Annotated in this window: 14 protein-coding genes (1 of these 14 running past the window's edge); 12 read left to right on the forward strand and 2 right to left on the reverse strand. The window is 74.4% G+C overall.

Annotated features, from left to right (window positions below; all coding sequences use genetic code 11):
- The 4 genes in view from AB0G08_RS01850 to AB0G08_RS01865 are tightly spaced (at most 22 nt apart) and all read left to right on the forward strand, a layout consistent with a single transcriptional unit that may run on beyond the window.
- A protein-coding gene (locus AB0G08_RS01850) for an amino acid adenylation domain-containing protein (RefSeq protein WP_358081686.1) crosses the window boundary here: on the forward strand, window positions 1-7,886 show its 3' portion. Its footprint begins 1,657 nt before the window's first position; only the last 7,886 of its 9,543 coding nucleotides appear in the window; the start codon falls outside the window, past its left edge; the stop codon is at window positions 7,884-7,886.
- Window positions 7,883-8,944 (forward strand): GSCFA domain-containing protein, encoded by a 1,062-nt coding sequence (locus AB0G08_RS01855; protein WP_358081689.1) that lies wholly within the window; start codon window positions 7,883-7,885, stop codon window positions 8,942-8,944. The genes AB0G08_RS01850 and AB0G08_RS01855 overlap by 4 nt, the downstream gene beginning before the upstream one ends.
- Window positions 8,907-9,602 carry a hypothetical protein gene (locus tag AB0G08_RS01860; protein ID WP_358081692.1) on the forward strand — a complete coding sequence of 232 codons (696 nt, stop codon included), beginning with the start codon at window positions 8,907-8,909 and terminating at the stop codon, window positions 9,600-9,602. Before AB0G08_RS01855 ends, AB0G08_RS01860 begins: the two co-directional genes overlap by 38 nt.
- A gap of 22 nt (window positions 9,603-9,624) precedes the next feature.
- Window positions 9,625-10,500 (forward strand): TauD/TfdA family dioxygenase, encoded by an 876-nt coding sequence (locus AB0G08_RS01865; protein ID WP_358081695.1) that lies wholly within the window; start codon window positions 9,625-9,627, stop codon window positions 10,498-10,500.
- A gap of 123 nt (window positions 10,501-10,623) precedes the next feature.
- Here the strand turns inward: AB0G08_RS01865 and AB0G08_RS01870 are convergent, their stop codons facing one another.
- Window positions 10,624-11,679, reverse strand: coding sequence for an FAD-dependent monooxygenase (locus tag AB0G08_RS01870; RefSeq protein ID WP_358081698.1), 1,056 nt, complete (start codon window positions 11,677-11,679; stop codon window positions 10,624-10,626).
- Window positions 11,680-11,967: 288 nt separating this feature from the next.
- On the opposite strand from AB0G08_RS01870, the gene AB0G08_RS01875 reads away from it, so the two are divergent.
- From AB0G08_RS01875 to AB0G08_RS01910, 8 genes are all read left to right on the forward strand, one after another.
- Window positions 11,968-12,609 carry a hypothetical protein gene (locus AB0G08_RS01875; RefSeq protein ID WP_358081701.1) on the forward strand — a complete coding sequence of 214 codons (642 nt, stop codon included), beginning with the start codon at window positions 11,968-11,970 and terminating at the stop codon, window positions 12,607-12,609.
- Window positions 12,606-13,616, forward strand: a complete 1,011-nt coding sequence (locus tag AB0G08_RS01880; RefSeq protein ID WP_358081704.1) for a hypothetical protein — start codon at window positions 12,606-12,608, stop codon at window positions 13,614-13,616. The genes AB0G08_RS01875 and AB0G08_RS01880 overlap by 4 nt, the downstream gene beginning before the upstream one ends.
- Complete coding sequence (locus tag AB0G08_RS01885; protein WP_357873037.1) at window positions 13,613-13,885, forward strand: phosphopantetheine-binding protein; 273 nt, start codon at window positions 13,613-13,615, stop codon at window positions 13,883-13,885. The genes AB0G08_RS01880 and AB0G08_RS01885 overlap by 4 nt, the downstream gene beginning before the upstream one ends.
- Before the next feature lie 2 nt (window positions 13,886-13,887).
- Window positions 13,888-14,139 carry an acyl carrier protein gene (locus tag AB0G08_RS01890; protein WP_358081707.1) on the forward strand — a complete coding sequence of 84 codons (252 nt, stop codon included), beginning with the start codon at window positions 13,888-13,890 and terminating at the stop codon, window positions 14,137-14,139.
- Window positions 14,136-15,689 (forward strand): long-chain-fatty-acid--CoA ligase, encoded by a 1,554-nt coding sequence (locus AB0G08_RS01895; RefSeq protein WP_358081709.1) that lies wholly within the window; start codon window positions 14,136-14,138, stop codon window positions 15,687-15,689. Before AB0G08_RS01890 ends, AB0G08_RS01895 begins: the two co-directional genes overlap by 4 nt.
- A 59-nt stretch (window positions 15,690-15,748) precedes the next feature.
- On the forward strand, window positions 15,749-17,047 hold the full coding sequence (locus tag AB0G08_RS01900) for an SDR family oxidoreductase (RefSeq protein WP_358081711.1): 1,299 nt from the start codon (window positions 15,749-15,751) through the stop codon (window positions 17,045-17,047).
- 968 nt (window positions 17,048-18,015) lie between these two features.
- Entirely contained in the window at window positions 18,016-19,167 is a 1,152-nt protein-coding gene (locus tag AB0G08_RS01905; RefSeq protein WP_358081713.1) for a SagB/ThcOx family dehydrogenase, read from the forward strand.
- A gap of 136 nt (window positions 19,168-19,303) precedes the next feature.
- Window positions 19,304-20,587, forward strand: coding sequence for an MFS transporter (locus AB0G08_RS01910; protein WP_358081715.1), 1,284 nt, complete (start codon window positions 19,304-19,306; stop codon window positions 20,585-20,587).
- Window positions 20,588-20,735: 148 nt separating this feature from the next.
- Here AB0G08_RS01910 and AB0G08_RS01915 read toward each other — a convergent pair whose 3' ends face one another.
- Window positions 20,736-21,242 carry a hypothetical protein gene (locus AB0G08_RS01915; RefSeq protein ID WP_358081717.1) on the reverse strand — a complete coding sequence of 169 codons (507 nt, stop codon included), beginning with the start codon at window positions 21,240-21,242 and terminating at the stop codon, window positions 20,736-20,738.
- Between the last annotated feature and the right edge of the window lie 36 nt (window positions 21,243-21,278).

The raw sequence follows: 21,278 nt of genomic DNA on the forward strand, positions 1-21,278 counted from the left end.
GGCAGCGGGCGGTGCTGGGGCTGGCCGGCGAGGTGCTGCGCGTGCCCGACCTGCGACCGGACGACCGGTGGATCGCCAGCGGCGGGGACTCGCTGAAGGCGCTGCGGCTGCGCTTCGAGATCCAGCGGCGCTGGGGCGCCGAGGTGTCGCAGGCGGTGGTCCTGGGCGGCGACTTCGCCGAGCTGGCCGCGGCGATCGGCACGGCCCGCACCACGACCGGTTCGCCGTACCCGGTGCCAGCGCCCCCGGCCGGTGCCCGGTCCGCGCCGGCCACCTCCGAGCAGCAGCGGCTCTGGCTGTTGCAGCAACGCTCGCCGGCGTCCACCGCCTACCATGTGGGGCTCGCCTTCGAGCTGCGCGGCCGGGTCGACGTCGGCGCGCTGCGGCAGGCGCTGCGCCGGGTGGTGGCGCGTCATGCGGCGCTGCGGACCGCCTTCCGGACCACCCCCGAGGGGCTGCGCCAGGAGGTGGCCGAGCCCTACGACCCGTGGCGCGAGCCCACCGGGGATCACGACGGCGACGCGGCCGGGTGGCGGGAGCGCGCCCGCGCCCTCTTCGCCGTCCCCTTCGACCTCGGGCAGCCGCGCATGCTGCGGGCGTACTGGCTGGCCCGCGCCGGCGGCGGGGTGCTGCTGCTGCACCTGCACCACATCGCGGTCGACGGCTGGTCACTCGACGTCCTGTTCCGCGCGCTGTCGGCCGGGTACGCGGCGGCGCTGGACGGCGCGACCCTCGACGAGGACGAGGACGAGCCCGTCGCGACCCCGCTGGACTACGCCCGGTGGCAGGCCGACTGGTTCGCCCACCCGGCCTACCGGGCGCAGCGCGACGCCCTGCGCCGCCACTACGCCACCGTGGACGAGACCGCCGCGCCGCTGCGGCCGATCCGGGAGCGCGGCGACACCGGGGACCACCTGCTCCGGACCACCATCGACCCGGCGCGCCGCGGCGCCCTCGACCGGCTCGGCGCCGAGCTGGGACTGACCCGCTTCCCGCTGCTGCTGACGCTCTTCGGCTGGGCCGTGCACGGGGTGACCGGCCGCACCCATCCGCGCGTCGCCAGCCCGGTGGCGAACCGGCCCGTGGGCGACTTCGAGGCCAGCGTCGGCATGTTCGCCAACACGGTGCTGCTGCCCCTGGCGCTGGCCCCCCGCGAGGAGCTGCGCGCGCAGCTGCGGCGACAGGCCGCCGCCGTGCGTACGGTGCTCGACGCCCAGGACGTGGCCCTCGCGCACGCCGTCGCCGACCACGACTTCGGCGCCGACGCGCCGCTCTTCGACTTCCTCTTCGTGCTCGACAACACCGACTTCTCCACGCTGGCGCTGCCCGGCTGCGCGTCTCGCCCGGTCTGGCTGGCCCCGACCGAGGCCAAGTGCCCGCTCACCCTCTCGGTCGTCGAGCACGAGGCCGGCCTCGACTGCCTCTGGGAGTACGCCGACGACCACTTCGACGCCGCCGAGGTGGCCGCGGCGGCCGACCTGTTCCGGCGCGGCCTGGACGCGTTGACCGGCAACGGCGCCGTCACGCTGGCCGAGCTGGTGCGGCCCCACCGCGGCGGCCTGCCCGAGCCCGGCCGGGGTCCGCGTACCCCGGTGGCCTTCCCGACCGTGGCCGAGGCCTTCGCCCGGCGGGTGCGGGCGGAGCCGGCCGCCACCGCGCTGGTCGCCGGTGACCGCCGCCTCAGCTACGCCGACCTCGACGCGTACGCCTCGGGGCTCGCCGCCGAGCTGGTGCGGCGCCGTCCCGCGTCGACCGGCGGCCGGCACCACGTCGCCCTCTTCTTCGCGCCGTCGGTGGAGCACGTGGTGGCGCTGCTGGCGGCGGCCCGGCTCAACCTCACCGTGGTGCCGCTCGACCGGGCCTACCCGCCGGCGCTGCTCCGCCAGGTCCTGGGCCAGGTCGATCCGCTCTGCGTGCTGCTGGCGCCCGGCGACGAGCCCGCCCTCGACGTGATCGACGACGGTGCCCACCCCCGCCACCCGGTGGTCCTGTCCCCCTCCGCCACCCCCGTCGCCGCGTCGTACGCCGGCCGCCCGCTCTACACGCTCTTCACCTCCGGCTCGACCGGCGCCCCCAAGGGGGTCCAGGTCGGCGACGCCCTGCTGGTCAACCTGTTGCGGTGGCAGAGCGAGGCCGGCGGCCTGGCGGGCGAGGCCGCGACCCTGCAGTTCTCCATGCTCTCCTTCGACGTCTCCTTCCAGGAGGTCTTCGGCACGCTCTGCGGCGGCGGCACCCTGCACCTGCCCCGGCCCGGATGGCGGCAGGACATGCCGGCGCTGCTGGAGCACCTCGACACCGCAGGCATCGAACGGATCTTCCTGCCGTACGTCGCCCTGCAACTCCTGGCCGAGCACGGGGTGCGCCTCGGCCGGTATCCGTCGCGGCTGCGGGAGGTCGTCACCGCCGGCGAACAGCTGATCTGCACCGACAGCATCCGCCGCTGGTTCACCGGGCTGCCCGGCGCGCGCCTGTTCAACCACTACGGCCCCACCGAGACCCACGTGGTCAGCAGCCTCTGCCTCGACGGCGACCCGGCCACCTGGCCGACCCGTCCGGCCATCGGCCGTCCGATCGCCAACACCTGGCTGCGGGTGGTGGACTCCGCCGACGAGGTGGTGCCGCCGGACTGCCCCGGGCAGCTGCTGATCGGCGGGGAGCTGGTGGCGCCCTGCTACCTGGACGATCCGGCGCTCGACCGGGCCCGCTTCGTCGAGCTGCCCGGCCTCGGCTGGTTCTTCCGCAGCGGCGACCAGGCCCGCTTCGACCGGGACGGTCTGCTGCACTACCTGGGCCGCGACGACCAGCAGGTCAAGGTGAGCGGACACCGGCTGGAGCTGGGCCAGGTCGAGGCGGCGCTGCTGACGCATCCGGCGGTCGTCAACGCCGTGGTGGTCCGCGACCATCCGCACCTGGTCGCCTGCCTGCAGTTCCGGGGCGACCCACCGACCCCGGAGGAGCTGACCGGTCACCTCGCGGGGCTCCTGCCCGCGTACGTGCGGGTGGACCGGTTCCGATGGCTGGCGGAGCTGCCGCGTACCGCCAGCGGGAAGTTGGACCGCCGCCGCGCGCTGAGCGCGCCGGGCGAGGAGCTGCGGCCGGGCGCCGGCGCGCCGGCACCGGCCATGTCGGCCCTGGAGGCGCGGCTGGCCGGGCTCTTCGCGGAGGTCGTCGGCACACCGATCGGACCCGATCGCCGCTTCTTCGACCACGGCGCGGGCAGCCTCGACCTGATGCGCTTCCACCTGCGCTGCGCCGCCGAGGGGCTGCCGCTGAGCATCCCCGACCTCTTCGAGCACGTCACCATCCGCCGCCTCGCCCGGTTCCTCACCGGACAGCGGGCCGTCGCCTCCGCGCCGACGCCGATCGAGGCGACCGACGTGGCGCCACCGGCGGACGGGCCGGCCCGCCGGATGGCCGGGGTGGCGGTGACGGCGCCGCCCGGTGCCGAACCGGCGCGCGGCGCGGCCGGGGTGGAGCCGGCACCGGCGGACGAGGCGGCCCGCCGAGCGGCCGGATTGGCGGCCGGGCGGGACCAGGCCGCCCCGGGCCCGGCGGACGAGCCGGTCGCCGTGGTGGGGATGGCCGTCCGGCTGCCCGGCGCCGACGACCTGGCCGCCTTCTGGGCGATGGTGGCGGCCGGCGACCGGGGCATCGAGCACTTCGACGCCGCCGAAGGCCTGGTCGGCGCCCGCAGCCAGCTGGCCGGGCTGCTCGGCTTCGACCCGGGGCACTTCGGCATCAGCCGGCAGGAGGCGCGGCTGATGGATCCGCAGCAGCGGCACCTGCTGATGAGCTGCGTCCAGGCGTTGGCGCACGCCGGCATCGCCGATCCGGGCGGGCAGCGGGTCGGTCTGCTCGCCAGCTGCGGCGAGAACACCTACTTCCAGACGATGCTGCGCGAGGCCGATCCGGCGCGGCTGCCGGACTCCTTCCAGTTGGCGCTGCACCACGAGAAGGACTTCCTCGCCACGAAGGTCGCCTACCACCTGCGCCTGACCGGGCCGGCCTTCACCGTGCAGGCGGCCTGCGCGAGCTCGCTGGTGGCGGTCCACGTCGCGGCCGGGCTGCTGCGTCAGGGCGACAGCGACGTGATGCTCGTCGGCGGCGTGCTGGTGGACCCGCTGCTGACCGCCGGCTACCGCTACCAGCCGCAGCACATCTTCTCCCCGGACGGGCACTGCCGGCCGTTCAGCGACGACGCCGGCGGCACCGTCGGCGCCAGCGGGGTGGGGGTGGTCGTGCTCAAGCCCCTGCGGCTGGCCCGGCGCGACGGCGACACCGTCTATGCGGTGATCACCGGATCGGCCGTCAACAACGACGGGGCGGAGAAGCTCGGCTTCGCCGCGCCGTCGGTCGCCGGTCAGCGTGAGGTGATCCGTGCCGCGCTGCGTCGCAGTGGCCGGGCCGGCAGCGACCTGGGCTACGTGGAGGCGCACGGCACCGGGACGGAGCTGGGCGATCCGGTGGAGGTGGCGGCGCTGCGCCAGGCGTTCGACCTGGCCGGGTCCGGTCGCACCGCGCTGGCCTCGGTGAAGAGCCAGATCGGTCACCTCGGCGCGGCGGCGGGGGTGGTCGGCCTGGTCCGCGCCGTGCTGGCCGTGCACCACGGGCTGATTCCGCCGAACGTCGACTTCCGTCGCCTCAATCCACGGCTGGGCCCCGACCCGGCCCCGTTCTACGTCCCCACGAAGGCCCGGCCCTGGCCGCTCGACCGGCCGCGCGTGGCGGCGGTCAGCAGCTTCGGCATCGGCGGCACCAATGCCCACCTGGTCTGCGAGGCGGCCGAACCGGCCGGCACCGGCTCGGCGCCGCCGGGCCCCGGCGTACCGGTGCTGGTGCTCGCCAGCGGCAGCGCGGCCGGCCTGCGCGCCGACGCCGAGCGCATCGCCGACTACCTGGCGGCCCGGCCCGAGGCCTACCACCGGGTGCTGCGCCACCTGCAGGCCGGCCGGTCGCCGGGTCGCTGGCGGGCGGCGACCGGCTGCGCCGACGTGGCCGCCGCCGTGGCCTGGCTGCGCACCGCGACCGCCGTCGAGGTCACCCCGGTCGAGGCGGCGCCCGTCGAGGTCGGCGGCCCGGCCGGTACGCCGCCGGCGGCCACCCTCGTCGCCGCCTGGCTGGCCGGACGGCCGATCCGGTGGCCGGTCGGGCCGGCGCAGCCGCCCTGGGACTTCCCCCCGCCGGCCTTCGTGCTCGTCGACCACGAGTTCGCCCGCGCCGAGGCGCCGGCCGAGGCGAACGCCCCGGCCGGGCCCACGCTGCCCGCCGGCACGACAGCCCTCGCCGGTCCCACGTCGCCCGCCGAGACGACAGCCCTCGCCGGGGCCACACTGCCCGCCGGCACGACAGCCCTCGCCGGGGCCACGCTGCCCGCCGGGGTGGCGTCGCCGGCCGGGGACACGCCGGGCGACCAGCGGTGGCCGGCGCGGCTGCCCGAGGCCGAGTGGTTGCACCAGCCGCACTGGGTGCGCTGGCGGCACGCGGGGGCCGAGCCCGGCGCCCGCCGTCCAGCGACGCTCGTGATCATGGCCGCGGAACCACCGTCGCCGGCCGCGCTGCGCGCCTTCGCGGCGTCCCACGCCCGGGTGGTGGCCGTCACCGTCGCGGACGGCTTCGCCCGGCTCGGGCCGGACAGCTACCAGGTGGACCCGGCCGACCCCGACTCGCTGGGCCGGCTGCTCCCCGCACTGACCGACGCCACCGCCGCCGGGCCGGGCGGGGTCGACTGGCTGCACGCGCTGCCGCTGGCCGTCGACGGACCGGTCGACGCCGACACGCTGGCCCACTCGTACCGGGCCTGCGTCGACACCCCGGCGGCGCTGCTGGCGGCCGTCGCCGCGCTGCCGGGCCGGCCCCGGTTGCGGGCCTGGTGGCTGTCGCACCGGGCGCAACCCGTAGACGGCGCCGTACGCCGGCCCGAGCTGGGCCTGCTCGCCGGGGCGTGCGAGGTGGCACCCCAGGAGGGCGACGTCGAGAGCCACTGGGTGGACCTGCCGGGCCCCGATCCGGTCGACTGGGCGCCGGCGCTCGCGGCGCTGCTGACGGAGGAGACACCGCCCCGGCGACTCGCGCTGCGCGAGGGCTACTGGTGGGAGCAGGCGCTGCTGCCGGTCCGACCGCCGGCCGCGCCGGCCGCGCGTCCGCTGCCGCCCGGGCCGGCCGTGTACGTGGTGCTGGGCGGCACCGGCGGCATCGGGCGGAGCATCGCCGCCTGGCTGCTGGAGCAGGGCGACTGCCGGGTGATCCTGCTGGCGCGGCGCGGGCCGCTGCCGGCCGGGCTGGCGCCGTGGGCCGATCGCGTCGACGTGGTCGAGGCGGACCTGGCCGAGGCCGATCCCGACGAACTGGTGGCCCGGCTCGACGCCCGGGCCGGGCGAATCGACGGGGTGGTCCACGCCGCGGGGGTCGCGGCCGGCGGGCTGATCGGCCGACGGGACGCGGCCGCGATGCGGCGGGCCACGGCCGGCAGGACCCGCGGCGCGCTGCTCGTGGAGCGGCTGGTCGCGCGCCACCGGCCGGCGTTCGCCGTCTACTGCTCGTCGATGTCGGCGCAGCTCGGCGGGATCGGCCAGCTCGACTACGCCGCCACCAACGGGCTGCTCGACGGCTTCGCCCGGCACCGGGCGGACGGGACCGACGCCACGCTGCGGATCTGCGTCGACTGGGACGTCTGGAACGAGGTGGGCCTGGCCCGGGACGCCCTGCCCACCGACGCCCGGCACCGGGCACACCTGGCGGTCGGCCTCTCCGTGAACGAGGGGCGACGACTCTTCGCGCAGGCCCTGCGGCTGCGGCTGCCGCACCTGCTCGTCTGCACCACCGCGCTGGACCGGGCGCGGGAGTTCTACGCGCCATCGGCCGGCCCGCAGGTCGCGCCGCCCGCCGTGCCGCCCCGGCCGGCCGCCGAGCAGGTCGGCGAGTGGCTCTGCGACTGGCTGGGCACCGACCGGCTCGACCCGGCCGCGTCCCTCTACGACCTGGGCGCCGACTCGCTGCTGCTGCTGGACCTGATCGACCGGGCCAAGGAGCACTTCGGGGTCAGCCTCAGCCTGTCCCAGCTGAGCCACCGGGTGAGCCTGACCGAGGTGCTGGGGCTCCTCGGCGAGCCGGCCCGCGCCGCCGAGCCCGCCGTCGCGGTGGAGGTCTGGCAGGCCGGCCGGGGGCGTTCGGTGCTCTGCCTGGTCCATCCGGTCGGCGGCGACGTGCAGGCGTACCGGCCGCTGGTGTCGGCGCTCGGCCCGGAGCTCACGGTCTGCGTCATCGCCGATCCCGCGCTCGCCCGCCCCGAGCAGCCGGCCTGGTCGCTCGCGGAGCGGGCCGCGCGCTACCACGCCGCGCTGCGGGACCGCTTCCCGCCCGACGAGTGGCGCTGGCGGCTCGCCGGGTGGTCGTTCGGCGCCTGGGTGGCGGTCGGGATGGCGGCGGAGGCCGAGGCGGCCGGCCAGCCGGCGGACGAGCTGTTCCTGCTCGACCCGCCACCGCCGGACGCCGCGCCGGCCTTCCAGAAGTACGACGAGGAACGGCTCGCCGCCCTCTTCGCCCACGAGCTGGGGGCGGCGACCGGCGCGGACACCGCGGCGACGGCGTACGCGGACGCGCTGGCCCGCTGCTGCCGGGCGAACCTGGCGAGCATGGCGCGACACACCCTGCCCCGGCTGGCCGGGACACCCGGGCGGCTCTGGCTCGCGGGACGGCCGACGGCCGGCCTGCCGGCGCACGCCGCGCCGCAGGAGCAGGCCCGGCAGTGGCGGGCGCACCTGGCCGGGCTCGCCTGGCACCTCGTCGACACCACCCACTACGGCATCGTCGGGGCGCCGCACGTCCGGGCGGTGGCCGAGGCCATCGACGAGGCGGAGCCGGCCACCGACCCGAAGGCGGCACGATGAACCCGTACCAGTCGCTGCCGTCGCGGTCGTTCTGGCGCACCGCGGTCGCCGAGCCGGAGATGCTGGACATCGGTGAGGTGTGGACGCCGAAGTTCGCCCTCGCCCCGGACGATCCGGTCCTCACCGCCGGCTCCTGCTTCGCCCGCCACCTCGGTCCCGCCCTGCTCGACGAGGGGATGAACTGGCGGGAGGCCGAGCTGCCCCCGCCGGGGCTGACCGAGGCCGAGCGCCGGGCCCGCCACTACGGCGCGTTCTCCTTCCGCACCGGCACCATCTACACGGCCGCCACCCTGCGGCAGTGGCTGACCTGGGCGCTGGCGGGCGACACCGGGCCCGACGAGGTCTGGCGCGACGGCGACCGGTTCTTCGACCCGTACCGCCCCTCGGTCGAACCCGACGGGTACGACTCGGCGGAGGCGACCCTGGCCGCCCGCCGGTCCACCCTGGCGGCGATCCGGGGGGCGGTCGCCGAGGCGGGTTGCCTCATCTTCACCCTCGGGCTGACCGAGGCCTGGCGGGACGTGGTCACCGGCACCGTCCACCCGGTCTGCCCGGGCACCGTCCGGGGCACCTTCGACGCCGGGCGGCACGTCTTCCACAACTTCACCGTGGCCGAGGTGCACCGGGACCTCTCCGCCGCCGTCGCGCTGCTGCGCGCCGCCAACCCCCGGCTGACCGTCCTGCTGACCGTGTCGCCGGTGCCGCTCACCGCGACGGCGACCGGGGCACACGCGCTGACCGCCACCACGTACTCGAAGTCGGTGCTGCGGGCCGCGGCGGGCCAGCTGACCCAGGAGCACGACCACGTCGACTACTTCCCCTCGTACGAGCTGATCACCGGTTTCCCGTTCCGGGGGGTCTTCTTCGCGCCGAACCTGCGCGCCGTGACACCGGCGGGGGTCGCCTTCGTCATGCGCCACTTCTTCGACGCGCTGCAACGGCAACGCGGGGAGACCCGGCCGACGGATCCCGCCGCGTCGGGCCGCCGCCCCGACGCCGCCGACGGAGGTGACCTCTACTGTGACGACGCCGTCCTCGACCACTACCGCGCCGGCTAGGTTCCTGCTGCTGGGCGACTCGCACGCCGGGCCGATCGCCCGCGCGGCGGCCGCCGCCGGGTTGCCCTTCGTCGGTGGCCCGATCGGCTCGGGGCGCGACTTCAACGTCGGCTTCTTCGACGTACGCGACGACGGCCTGGTGTTCCGGGACGCCGCCGTGCAGGAACGCCACCGCGGCTTCCTGGCCGAGCTGGGCGTGGCCGACATCGGGCAGCTCGCCGTCCCGCTGGTCTCGACGTTCGGCCTGAGCGCCCACTTCTTCGCCACCACCGAGAACTGGCGGATCTACCGGGCGGGCGACGGCGCCTTCCCGGCGGGCTTCCTCTCCGGCGGGCTCTTCGACGACATCGTGCGCGCCATGGCCCGCGACGCGCTGGCCTTCTACCGCCATGCCCTCGACCTGGGGCTGCGCGTCCTCGCGGTGCTGCCGCCGCAGCGGGTGCCGGGGATGTCCGACCCCCTGGTCTTCATGGCGGCTCAGGAGACGATCCGCCGCGCGCTCGTCGCGCTCGGCGTGGAGATCGTGGATCTGCGGGCCCGGGTCACCGACGGCGCGGGCCGGCAGCGGGCCGCGTTCTGCGAGCCGGGCGACCCGATCCACGGCAACCTCGCCTTCGGCCGGCTGATCGTGGCCGACCTGCTGGCGCGGGGACTGTGACACCGAATCCAGGAGGGAACGAATGGAAGAGCACGTCCTTGCCGCCGTCGAGCGGGCGACGACCCGCCCGCCGGAGCGGTACGACACCATCAGCGTCCGACCGATCTCTCCGGTCATCGGCGCGGAGGTCTCCGGCCTCGACCTCGCCACCGAGCTGTCGGACGAGCAGCTGGCCGAGGTCCGGCGCGCCTTCCTCGCCCACCACGTGCTGGTCTTCCGCGACCAGGTGCTCTCCGCCGAGGACCACAAGCGCTTCGCCGGCCACTTCGGCGAGCTGCGCCGGCAGCCCCTCGCCGACCTCGACGGCGGCGACCCCGCCATCCTCGAGATCAGCGCCGGTCGGGACTCGCGGTTCGTGGCCGGCGAGGACTGGCACACCGACGGCACCGCCGAGGCCGAGCCGTCGCTGGGCTCGATGCTCTACGTCACCAGGACGCCGGAGATCGGCGTCGGTGGCGACACGCTCTGGGCGAACATGCACCTGGCGTACGAGATGCTCTCCCCGCCGATGCGGGCCTTCCTCGACGGCCTGACCGCGGTCCACGACGGCCTGATCCCGTGGCAGGGCCACACCCCGCCGCCGGAGTACGTCGTGCCGAAGAGCGAACACCCGGTCGTCGTACGCCACCCGGAGACCAGTCGCAAGCTGCTCTTCGTCAACGCCGGCTTCACCTCGCACATCGTGCAGCTCTCCCGGCACGAGAGCCGGGCGCTGCTGGACATGCTCTTCGGCTGGGTCGCCCAGCAGCCGATCCTGAGCTGCCGGGTCCGTTGGACGCCGAACACGCTGGTGTTCTGGGACAACCGCTGCACCCAGCACCACGCCGTGTGGGACTACTACCCGCACTCCCGCTACGGCCAGCGGGTGACCATCAACGGCAGCCGGCCGGCCGGGTAGCGGGGCCGCGTCGGGTCGCCGGCCGGGCTCGGGTGGCGGGGTCGCGTCGGGTCCCCGGCCGGGCTCGGGTCGCCGGTGGCGAGCGCCGGTCGACGGCCGCGGTCGGCGGACGGCGGACGGCGGTCAGCCGCGCACGATCTGCTCGGTGTAGGCCCAGTCGGCGTCGAGGGCGGCGTCGCGTTCGTCGGTCAGGCCGGTCAGGTCCGCGCCCGCCACGCCGCCGGCACCCGCGATCCGGTCCCGGAGGATCCGGGCCATGACCACGGCGGCCCGGGTGCCCTGGGCGGTGACGGGATCCAGGTGGTAACCGGCGTCGCCGACCAGGCACCAGCCCGGCCCGCTCATCGGCCGACGCAGCATGCGCATCCGGCCGGCGCCGCCGATCGAGGTGCTCCGGCGTCCCACGGCGACGGCCGGGCCGAGGTGCGGATCGTCGCGCACCATCCGCTCGAACGAGCGCCCCGGATGCCGGCCGGTCTCGTCGATCAGGCTCTGGTGCAGGTCCAGCGCCACGCACCACTGCTTGTCGCCGCAGGGGGTCGAGATGAGGACACTGCGGTCCTGCAACGAGAAGTACGAGCGGTCGGTGGGCAGCGGCAGGTTCTCGTAGTACGCCAGCAGCGCGAACCACGGTGACTCGACGACCCGGTAGGCGCCCGCCCCCACGCGTTCGGCGTTGCGCGACAGCCGGCCGTCGGCCAGCACCAGCAGGTCACAGGTGACCTCGCTGTCGACGCCACCGTGCCGCACGGTCGCCCCGCGCACCCGGCCCGCGTCGATCGTGAGGTCCCGCACCCGGGCCGGGCGCAGCACGGTGACGTTGCCCCGGCTGCGCGCCGCCGCCAGCAGCGCCGGGTCCAGCACCTCCCGGGGCACGCTCATCCGGTACGAATACGCGTCCTCGCGCGGGTAGACCCGCTCCACCACGTCCTCGCCGATGCGCTGGGTGTCGCCGTAGGTGCGCGGGGCGCCGCAGGCCAGGACCGTCTCCAGCAGGCCGATGTCGGCCCAGGCGAGGTTGCCGGAGCGGTCCCAGGTGGACTGCTGCGGCCAGAACGCGGTGGGCCGGGAGGCGTCCAGGACGAGGACCCGCTCCGCGTACGGCGCGAGGGCCCAGGCGGTGGACGCCCCGGCGATCCGGCCGCCGACCACGACGACCTCCCAGTGGCCGCCGATCACGCCGGCACCGACTCGGCACGGTGGCGCTCCGGCAGGCTCTCGACGTCGTCACGCGACACGGCTCAGTCTCCCATCCGGACCGGACCCGGGGAAGGGAGCGGCCCGGGCGGCCGCCCACTCGGTCGAGCACCTCGCGGGCGGGACCGGTCGCGGTGGCGGTGCCGTCGAGCCCGCCGGAAGCCACCGCGCGCGGAAACCGTCGGAGGGGCCTAGTTGTTACTGGCGGATTACCCAAGACCACTAAATTCACCCAGGTCAGCGGGCTGCCGTCCGGACGTGGGGTGCAATGTGAACAGTCAGACAATCGCGCGACCGGAGCCCAGACTCGAGGTTCGGGACCTGCGGTGGGGGCAGCTGTGGGCCGGTGCCCGGCTGCTCGCCCAGGCGTACGAGAACGGCGCCATCTGGGCCGCCGCCGGCTCGCTCCCCCGGTGGCAGCGCAAGTCCGCGCTGACCGCGCTGTACCTGGCCGAGCTGGTGATCGCCCAGCTGATGAGCTCGGGCATCACCCTCGCCGCGTACCGTGCCGACCGGCTCGACGGGATCCTCGTCCTCTACGGCGACGAGCGCACGACGCCGTGGTGGGGATGGGCGCTGCGCTCGGTGGCGTGCCTGCTGGCCGGGCCGCGGGCCGTGCGGGAGGCGGTGCGGATCTCCAACGCGCTCGACCGGATGCGCCCCAGCAGCCCGCACGTGTGGTTCGCGGTGCTCGGCCGGCGGGTCGACTCGGTCGGTGTCGGCTACGTCCTCATGCGCGCCGGCCAGAAGCGGGCCGAGGCCCTCGGCCTACCGGGCTACCTGGAGACCTCGGCCGGACCGGAGCAGGTGCAGATCAACGAGATGCTCGGCTGGACCTCCGTGGACGAGTACGTGCTGAGCACCGGAAGCGTCATCAAGACGATGTGGCGCGACGCCCCGGCGCGGTCATGACGGCGGCCGCACTGTGCCGCGGGCTGGACACGCTCTTCGCGGTCCCGCCGGAGCACCGGCTCGACGACGTCGACCGCGCCTCGGCGAGGCAGGTCCTCGGCTGCGACGACCACACGCTGTCCACGCTGCTCGACCGCGGGCTGCCGGCCAGCGGCGACCCGGGCGAGGAGCGGTTCGACTCGCGGGACCTGTTCAACCTGGCGCTGTACTCCGGCACCGGCACGACGGTGCCGGAGCAGGCGTTCGCCTACTCGCTGCGGTGGATGCGCTCGTCGACCGAGGAGCTGCTCGCGCCCCGCGCCTCCCGGTTCGCGACGCGGATCGCCTGCGCCGCCGAGGCGTGCGGCCCGGAGCCGACCAGCACGCTGGCCCTGCCGCGTCCCGAACGCCTCGGCGGTGCGGTGCACGACCTGACGGTCGAACCCGCCGGGGGCGCCGCCGGGCCGAGCGGCGACACCGTCACCCGTACGGCGTCGCAGCTCGCCGTCACCGCCACCGTCCACACCCGCGGCGAGTTGGCCGAGCTGCGCGCCCCGGAGCTGCGCGCGATCGCCGCCGAGTTCGCCGCCATGGAGCTGCGCTGGGTCAAGCTGCCCGAGGCCCTGCAGAACGACGTCGACCTGGTGACCACGCACGGCGTCGCGAGCTGCGACTCGGCGAGCCGTTACCTGGCCCAGCTCTGTGTCCGGGCCGGCATCCCGGCGGTCACCCGGATCGGCTGGGTGGTCGGCATGCTCGACCTGGTCCACGCCTGGGTCGAGGTCGAGGACGCCGACGGGGCGACCAAGGTCATCGACCCGGTCTTCGCGCTGTTCTCCGCCACCGTTCCGGGCACCAACCCGCTGCTGCGGGATCCGGCCGTCGCGCTGCGCACCAACCGGCTCATCCCGACCGGCCTGCCCACCGGCCGGGCCGTGGCCGAGCACCGGTGCGCCGGCGAACCGGCGGCGGCCCGGGTCACCACGAAGATCCTTCCCGCACCGACGCGCCCTGAGGAGGGGTCATGAGCACGACCGAGACGGTTCCCGAGTTCCTCACCGCGTTCCTGCGCGCCAGGTGTCCGGACATCGACTCCGTCGGTGTCGACGACGACCTCGTCGACACCGGTGTCCTGAACTCGATGCACTTCGTCGAGCTGCTCTACCTGATCGAGGCGGAGCTGGGCACGGAGATCTCCCTCGACGAGGTGAGCACGGACGACTTCCGCACGATCTCCCGGATCACGCGACGTTTCTTCACCCCGGGGCAGGGCCTCGGCGCGACACCCAAGGAGTAGCAATGTTGGAGACCCGTGTCCGCGAGGTGGTCGCCTCGGTGTTCGGTGTCGCACCGGGCGAACTGCCCGAGCAGCTGGATCCGGACACCGTGCCGGGCTGGACCTCGCTGCGCCAGATCCAGCTCATGATGGCGCTCGAGAACGCGTTCGGCATCGAGATCGACCCGAACCTGCTGCCGGCCCTCGCGTCCGGCCCGGCGATCGTGCGGTTCCTCGAGGAGACGCTGGCGGTCCCGGAGGGAACGGGCCGATGACGGCGTACCACCCGCAGCTGCGCACGGTGCACGACGTCATCGCCTTCCACGCCGGGCAGCGGCCCGACCATCCGGCGGTGCACTGCGAGGACCGTTCCGTCAGCTACGCGCAGCTGCACCGGTCGAGCAACCGGACGGCACACGCCCTGCGGCGCGCCGGGGTCACGGCGGGGCACCGCGTCGCCTACCTGGGCAAAGAGTCCGAGCACTACTACGACATCCTGTTCGCCTGTGCCAAGACCGGCACCGTGCTGGTCCCCATCAACTGGCGGCTGCGCGCCGGCGAGATCCGGCACATCATGCGCGACTCCGGCAGCACGGTCCTCTTCTGCGACGAGGACCTCCTGGACACCGTCGACACGCTGCGACCGGACCTGCCCGAGCTGCGCGAGGTCGTGTCGCTGGCCGGCTTCGCCGGCTGGCAGGCCGACGAGGACGGCGACCTGGACCCGTCCTGGAGCGAGGAGCAGCCCCTAGCCCAGGTCTACACCAGCGGCACGACGGGCAACCCCAAGGGTGTCGTGCTGGCGCACCGCAGCTTCTTCGCGGTGCGGGACGCGCTCGCCTCCGAGGGCCTGGACTGGATCGACTGGCGGCCGGACGACGTGAGCCTGATCGGCATCCCCGGGTTCCACATCGGTGGGCTCTGGTGGTCGATCCAGGGGTTCAGCGCCGGCGTCACCAACGTCTCGGTCCGGGTGTTCGCCGGGCACGAGGCGGTCCGCCTCATCCGGCGGCACGGCGTCACCACGGCGTGCGTCGTGCCGGCCCAACTGCAGATGATGCTCGCCCCACCCCGACCGAAGCGGGAGGACTTCGTCTCGCTGCGCAAGATCGTCTACGGCGGGTCGCCGATCTCCGAGGCGTTGCTGGGCCGCAGCATCGAGATGTTCGGCTGCGAGTTCGCGCAGATCTACGGCCTGTCCGAGAGCGGCAACACCGCGGTCTGCCTGCCGCCGTCGGAGCACGTCGTCGGGGGGCCGCGCATGCAGGCGGCCGGCCGGCCGTACCCGGGCTTCGGCGTGAAGATCATCGACGGTACGGGCCGGGTCCTGCCACCGTTCGAGGTCGGCGAGATCTGCCTGCGGACCCCCGCTCGGATGATCGAGTACCGGGGCCTGCCCGACGCCACCGCCGCGACCCTGGTCGACGGCTGGCTGCACACCGGCGACGCCGGCTACCTGGACGACGAGGGCTTCCTGTTCGTCCGCGACCGGATCAAGGACACGATCATCGTGGCCGGCGAGAACGTCTATCCGGCGGAGATCGAGAACGCGGTCTGCGCGTACCCGGGCGTGGTCGAGGCCGCCGCCGTCGCCGTGCCGCACGAGCACTGGGGCGAGGTCGTGCACTGCTTCGTGGTGACCCACCCCGACCAGCCGACGACCGCCCGCGAACTCACCCCGTTCCTGCGGGGACGGATCGCCGACTTCAAGATCCCGGCGAGCTTCGAGTTCGTCGACCAGCTGCCCCGCAACCCCAGCGGAAAGCTTCTCCGCCGGGAGCTGCGTGAACGGTTCTGGCAGCACCTGGACCGGCGCGTGGCCTAGCCGCCCGCCCGGTGCCGTTCCGGCTCCACGACCCTCACTCACCATGCAAAGGCGGACCCATGCACATTTTCCTGCGCCACCACAGTGACCGCGTCGCGCTCTCGATGGGCAACCCCAACCGGATCTCGCTCGGCTACTCGGAGGATCCGCGAGCGGTCGCGGAGCGGCTGCCGCGACGCGGCGACGACGAGCCGAAGAACGTGCTCCTGCTGGGCGCGAACGGCTACGTCGGCATGCACATGCTGCGTGAGCTCCTCGGCGACGCCCGGGTCGCGACGGTCTACGCCCTGGTGCGCCGCAAGGGCGACAAGTCCGGGGAGGACCGCATTGCCCGGCAGCTGCGCAAGTACAAGATGGAGCTGCCCGACACCGGGAAGCTGTCGGTCCTGGAGGGCAGCTACCTGGAGCCGGCGATGGGCCTCTCCCCCACCGCCTACGACGAGCTGCTCACCGAGGTCGACGTGGTCATCGACGCCGCGGGGGCGACGACTCACGACTACCCCTACGCCCGCTACCGCCAGGAGAAGGTGCTGCCGACGCTCCGGCTCGCCGAGTTCTGCCTGCAGAAGCGGTTCAAGACGCTGCACGTCATCGGCTCGGTCGGCAGCGAGGTCTACCAGCAGTGGCGCGACTTCTACCGCAACAGCTTCTTCTACACCGGCTACAGCCGGATGAAGTGGGTCGTCAAGCACATCAGCCTGCGGGCGAACCGCGACGGCGTGCCGATCCACATCTACCAGGCGCCGTTCGCGCTGGGCGGGCCGAGCACCGGGTTCAAGGACCCCGGGATGGAGTACTCGTTCTGGAACATGATCTCGCACGTCCTCCAGCTCGGCATGGTCTGGGACTCGGAGGTCACCAGCCCGGTCGTGGCGGGTGACGTGCTGGCCCGGTCCGTGGTGGCCAACGCGCTGTCGAACGCGCCCCGGGTGATCAGCTACCCGGTGACCCCCGTGACCACCGAGGAGATCGCCGAGCGGTTCAAGCTGAAGCTGGTGCCGTGGAAGACGTTCCGCCGCGAGCTCATCCGCCAGCACCGGTTCCGGCCCGGCCAGATCGACTGGTCGAAGCCGGTGGCCAGCATCCGGCGCGGCCGGCAGCAGTCGAAGTTCGTCAGTTCGCTGTTCCCACGGTCGTTCCACACGCTGTTGAACAACATCCACACCGCCGCCGCGAACCCGACGGTCGTGCGGGTCGACGCCGACCTGCCGTCGATCGACATCATGGAGAACAACGCCAGGCGGATCCGCAAGCTCGGCAGGTACCTGCCCGAGGCCACGCCGGCTCCCGTCGCCGTCCCCGCGTCCGTTCCCGCCCCGGCCCCCGCTCCCGAACCGGTGGCCGTCGGGGCCATCTGACCCCGCCCCGCCCCGCAGCGGCCGGCTGACCCTGGCGTCCGACCAGGTCAGCCGGCCGCTGCGCGCGTGCCGTCCGGCGCGACCTTCGGCGCCCGGCCCAGGCTCGGCGGCCGCGCGCCGACCGCATCGCGCGGTGGGGCTGGACCGCGCCCGAATTCGGCGACCCATTGCGTGGACCCCGGACCGGAGTTGTCGACTCTCCCGACAACGGAAAATGGCCGGAGGCTTCGGCGCCATACACCGGCCCACACACGAATGGCCCACCCCCGACCCAGCGGAAGGGAATTCCGTTCCGCCGGGGCAGCCACGCCCGCGACGAGGTCGGCGAACCGCTGGCCGCCCAGGGCTCGACCAGCTGCGATCACACCGCGTCGATGCCCTGGCCAGGACGCCTGCGCCGGCGCCCGGCCGCTGGACGGCCGCCCTCCCACCCTGGTCGCGGGCGCCGGTCCGCGCCGTCCGCCCCCCGCCCTGGCGGACCCCTCGCATTCCCATTGATTCTCGCTGTATACCGGCGAATGAACCGTTGCCGACCCCTTGGCAAGGGGACGACGCATTCGCTACCTTCTCTATTGCCGCAAGGGAGTACGGATGAAGGGAGTTGTCGTGACGGCGCACCGTTCGGAAGCCAATTCCGCATTCCGTCGTCACTGGCTCCGAAAGCCCGCCGCAAGCGGCTTTCCTGCCTCATCTCCCGAGCAACGAATCCGCGTCCCGAATGCGTTTCCGCGGCACTGAAGTTCCCCCGAACGCCCGTCTCGAACGCCGGCGGAGACGGTCGCGTCCAGGGGTGCACCAAGTCCACCGCGCTGGAGAGGAGGTACACGCCATGGCGTTCGACATCGTTATCGTCGAGACCAACGAGGAAATCCTGAACCACGGGGCTGCCTGACCAGAGCGGTGCCGGACCCGCGCGCGGGTCCGGCACCGTCCTGTCCATCGTGCTTTGTCGTCGAAAGGGCACCGGAATGCGCGTACGTCGCCGCGACCAGCTCATCTGCCGCTGGGACAACGATGCGCTGATGGTCGCCCTGCCCGGTCAACGCCGATGGTTGCGCGTCACCCCCGATCTGCTGAACCTGTTGCAGCGGCTGGACGACTTCACCGAGGTCGACGAGGTCGCCGCCCACTTCGGGGGCGAGGCCGCCGACGCCGCCACCCAGGCGGTCCACAAGCTCCGCGAGGCCGGCATCCTCGTCGCCGACACCGACGACGCCGACACCCCGCCCGTCTGGCAGCACTGGGGGCCGATCGCGTCCCGCATGCACACCGAGGCCCGCGACGCCAACTACCTCGTGGACTCGCCGCGACGTGACGCCACCGCCGCGCAGATCGCCGCCGACGGAGAGCCTCCGGCGCCGTTCAAGCGGTACCCGGACGCCCCGGCCGTGTACCTTCCCCGGCGCAACCTGCCGCTGCGTACGCCCGTCGAGGAGGTGTTCGCGGCCCGGCGCACCCACCGCGCGTTCGCCGGCACCCCCGTCGGCATCGACGCACTCGCCACCGTACTGGCCTGCACCTTCGCCCCCCAGCGGTTCCTCGACGGCGGCGCGTTCGGCCCGCAGCAGGGCCGCGTCAGCGCCTCCGCCGGCGGCCGGCACGAGGTCGAGTGCTACGTCGCCGTCTTCGACGTCAGCGGCGTGCCGGCGGGCCTCTACCACTACGCGCCCGAGGTGCACCGCCTCGAACTCCTCGACCCCACCGTCGACCGGCAGCGCATCGCCGACCTGGTCTACGAGCAGGACGCCTCCTACCAGGGGGCCTTCAGCTGCCTCACCACCACCGTCGCCGCCCGCCTGTCCTGGAAGTACCGGCACCCCCGGGCCTACCGGCTGTGGATGTTCGACGCCGGCCACTACGGGCAGACCTTCGCGCTGACCTGCACGGCCCTCGGCCTGGCACCGTTCCAGACCGTGGCGTTCCACGACAGCCGCGTCGAGGCGATGCTCGGGGTGGACCCCGACCAGGAGTTCGCCACCTACCTGCTCGCCGCCGGCAATCCCGCACCCGAGGACGGCGCCCGGGCCGCCGGGCCGGGGTATCCCGCACCGGCCCGCCTGGCCGCCAGCACACACCGGTCACCGGCCGACCTGACGACCGGTTCGGAACAGCTCGGATGAGCCCGACCGGCCGTACCGGCGTCCCCACCGCGGCTCCCGGCGCCGCCCGCCGCGGGGTCCCGCACGGCCACGCCGCCCACCCGGCGCCCTTCGGCGGCCCGTCCGCCACCGGCCGCCACCGGACGCGCCCCACGCCATGAGCGCACCCACCAGGCCCGCCACCGGCACGGCGGAGAAGCTCAGCCAGCATCCGCGGTTCCTGCGGGTGTGGGCCAGCCAGTCCGCCGGGGCGGTCGCCGACCAGATCCTGCCGGTCGCGTTCGCGCTGCACGCCGTACAGCTCGGGGCAGGTGCCGGCACCATCGCCGTAATCCTCGCCGGCCGGGCGATCGCCCTGGTGGTCTGCCTGCTCGCCGGCGGCATCCTCGCCGACCGCGTCTCGCGGCCCCGGATCCTGTTCACCGCCGACCTGCTCCGCACCGCCATCATCCTCGGCACGCTGTTCGCCCTCGACGACCTGCCCCTCGCCGCGCTCGGCATCGTCACCGCGCTGTCCGGCGTGGCCGAGTCCCTGTCCCGGCCGGCCATGCGGTCGCTGATCCCGGCGCTGCTCCCCGCCGCCCTGCTGGAGCGCGGCAACGCCCTGATGTCCGCCGTGCAGCGCTCCGCGACCCTGCTCGGGGCGCTCGCCGGCGCCGCGATCGTCACCGCCATCGGCATCCACGCCGCGCTGGGCCTGGCCGCCCTCCTGTTCGCGACCGGCGCGCTCGCGGTGCTGGGCGTACGCGACGTCGCCGCCGACAACCGGGCCCGGACCAGCATCCTGGCCGACGCCGCGGCCGGCATCGCCACCGTCCGGCGCCGCCCCTGGGTCGCCGCCGTCATGGCTGCCGTCGCGGTCCAGCTCTTCGCCGGCACCGCGCCCAGCCTGACGCTGCTCCCGCTGATCGCCGCGGACCGCCTCGGCGGCGAACTCGCCTACGGGCTCGTCCTCGCCGCTGCCGCCGCCGGCGCCCTCCCGGCCATCGCGCTGGCCGGCCGGTGGCGGCCCCGCCGGCCCGGCACGGTCAGCATGCTCGCCCTCACCACCTACGCCGCCCTGCCCGCCAGCCTCGCCTTCGCCCTGCCGCTGCCGGTCACGGCGCTCTGCTTCGCCCTCGGCGGATTCGTCGTGGAGATCTACTTCATCTCCTGGCTCTCCGCCCTGCAACGCGAGATCCCCGCCGAGGTGCTCGGCAAGACCCTCGCCCTGGACCAGCTCAGCGCCTTCGCCCTGCTGCCGGTCGGTTACGCCCTCACCGGGCCGGCGGTCGCGGCGTTCGGGATCCAGCCCACTCTCGTCGCGGCGGCCGCACTGACGGCCGCGGCCAGCGCCGTCACGCTGCTGGTCCCCGGCGTCAGCACCTTCAGCGACCCCGCCACCGCACCGACGTCGGGTGGCGGGGGTCGCAGCGGATCCGGTACGCGAAACGGGCCGTGACCGGCGGACGGCCACCGTCCGCCCCGGCCGCGGGGACACCGGCTACGGGGTCAGCCCACCCGGGCGGCGCCGGCGGTGACGCTGCCCGTTGACCTGATGACGTGGCAGGTGACGGGGTCGTACCACCCCAGAAGCCCCGCGCCCCGCGTCAGGCGTTGCGGCGGTACACCTCGAGGTACGCGGCGGCCCGGTACTGCTGCTTGACGTCCTCGGCCAGCACACCGATCCACAGCGGGCCGGTGCCGGTCTTCGAGCTGACCGTCGTGCGGGCCTGGTCCAGGGCGCCGGTGGGCAGGAACGCCGGCTGCTCCACCACCGCGGAGTGGTACGCGTCCGTGCCCCCCAGCCACCAGACCAGCACGTCCTTGGCCGCGACGTTCCGCGCGTTGTCGATCCGCCCGAGCGTCTGGTACTCGTCGGCCAGCACCTGCGGCAGGAAGCCGCCCCACACGGTGTACGTGTGCGTGCCGAAGGTGCCCAGCGAGTAGCCGTGGCAGAAGAACCTCTGGTCACCGGTGACGGTGGGCCCCGCCCGCCACGCCTCCACGCGGGTGCCCAGATCGGTCCGTACGGAGAGGTTCATCCCGCTGACGTTGTTCGCCAGCGCGGGCTGGTGGAGGATCTGGTCGCCACTGGTCGGATCGAACGGCTGCATGGGACTCCTCGGGCGCACGTGCGGCGGATGTGAGTA

This window comes from Micromonospora sp. NPDC023644, from assembly GCF_040640115.1.
Lineage (GTDB): Bacteria > Actinomycetota > Actinomycetes > Mycobacteriales > Micromonosporaceae > Micromonospora.

Bases quoted from the DNA above. Each gene is read 5' to 3' on its own strand.
- AB0G08_RS01900 (WP_358081711.1), top strand. From the start codon at position 15,749: ATGCACATTTTCCTGCGCCACCACAGTGACCGCGTCGCGCTCTCGATG.
- AB0G08_RS01895 (WP_358081709.1), top strand. From the start codon at position 14,136: ATGACGGCGTACCACCCGCAGCTGCGCACGGTGCACGACGTCATCGCC.
- AB0G08_RS01905 (WP_358081713.1), top strand. From the start codon at position 18,016: ATGCGCGTACGTCGCCGCGACCAGCTCATCTGCCGCTGGGACAACGAT.
- AB0G08_RS01880 (WP_358081704.1), top strand. From the start codon at position 12,606: ATGACGGCGGCCGCACTGTGCCGCGGGCTGGACACGCTCTTCGCGGTC.
- AB0G08_RS01885 (WP_357873037.1), top strand. From the start codon at position 13,613: ATGAGCACGACCGAGACGGTTCCCGAGTTCCTCACCGCGTTCCTGCGC.
- AB0G08_RS01910 (WP_358081715.1), top strand. From the start codon at position 19,304: ATGAGCGCACCCACCAGGCCCGCCACCGGCACGGCGGAGAAGCTCAGC.
- AB0G08_RS01855 (WP_358081689.1), top strand. From the start codon at position 7,883: ATGAACCCGTACCAGTCGCTGCCGTCGCGGTCGTTCTGGCGCACCGCG.
- AB0G08_RS01890 (WP_358081707.1), top strand. From the start codon at position 13,888: ATGTTGGAGACCCGTGTCCGCGAGGTGGTCGCCTCGGTGTTCGGTGTC.
- AB0G08_RS01915 (WP_358081717.1), bottom strand. From the start codon at position 21,242: ATGCAGCCGTTCGATCCGACCAGTGGCGACCAGATCCTCCACCAGCCC.
- AB0G08_RS01865 (WP_358081695.1), top strand. From the start codon at position 9,625: ATGGAAGAGCACGTCCTTGCCGCCGTCGAGCGGGCGACGACCCGCCCG.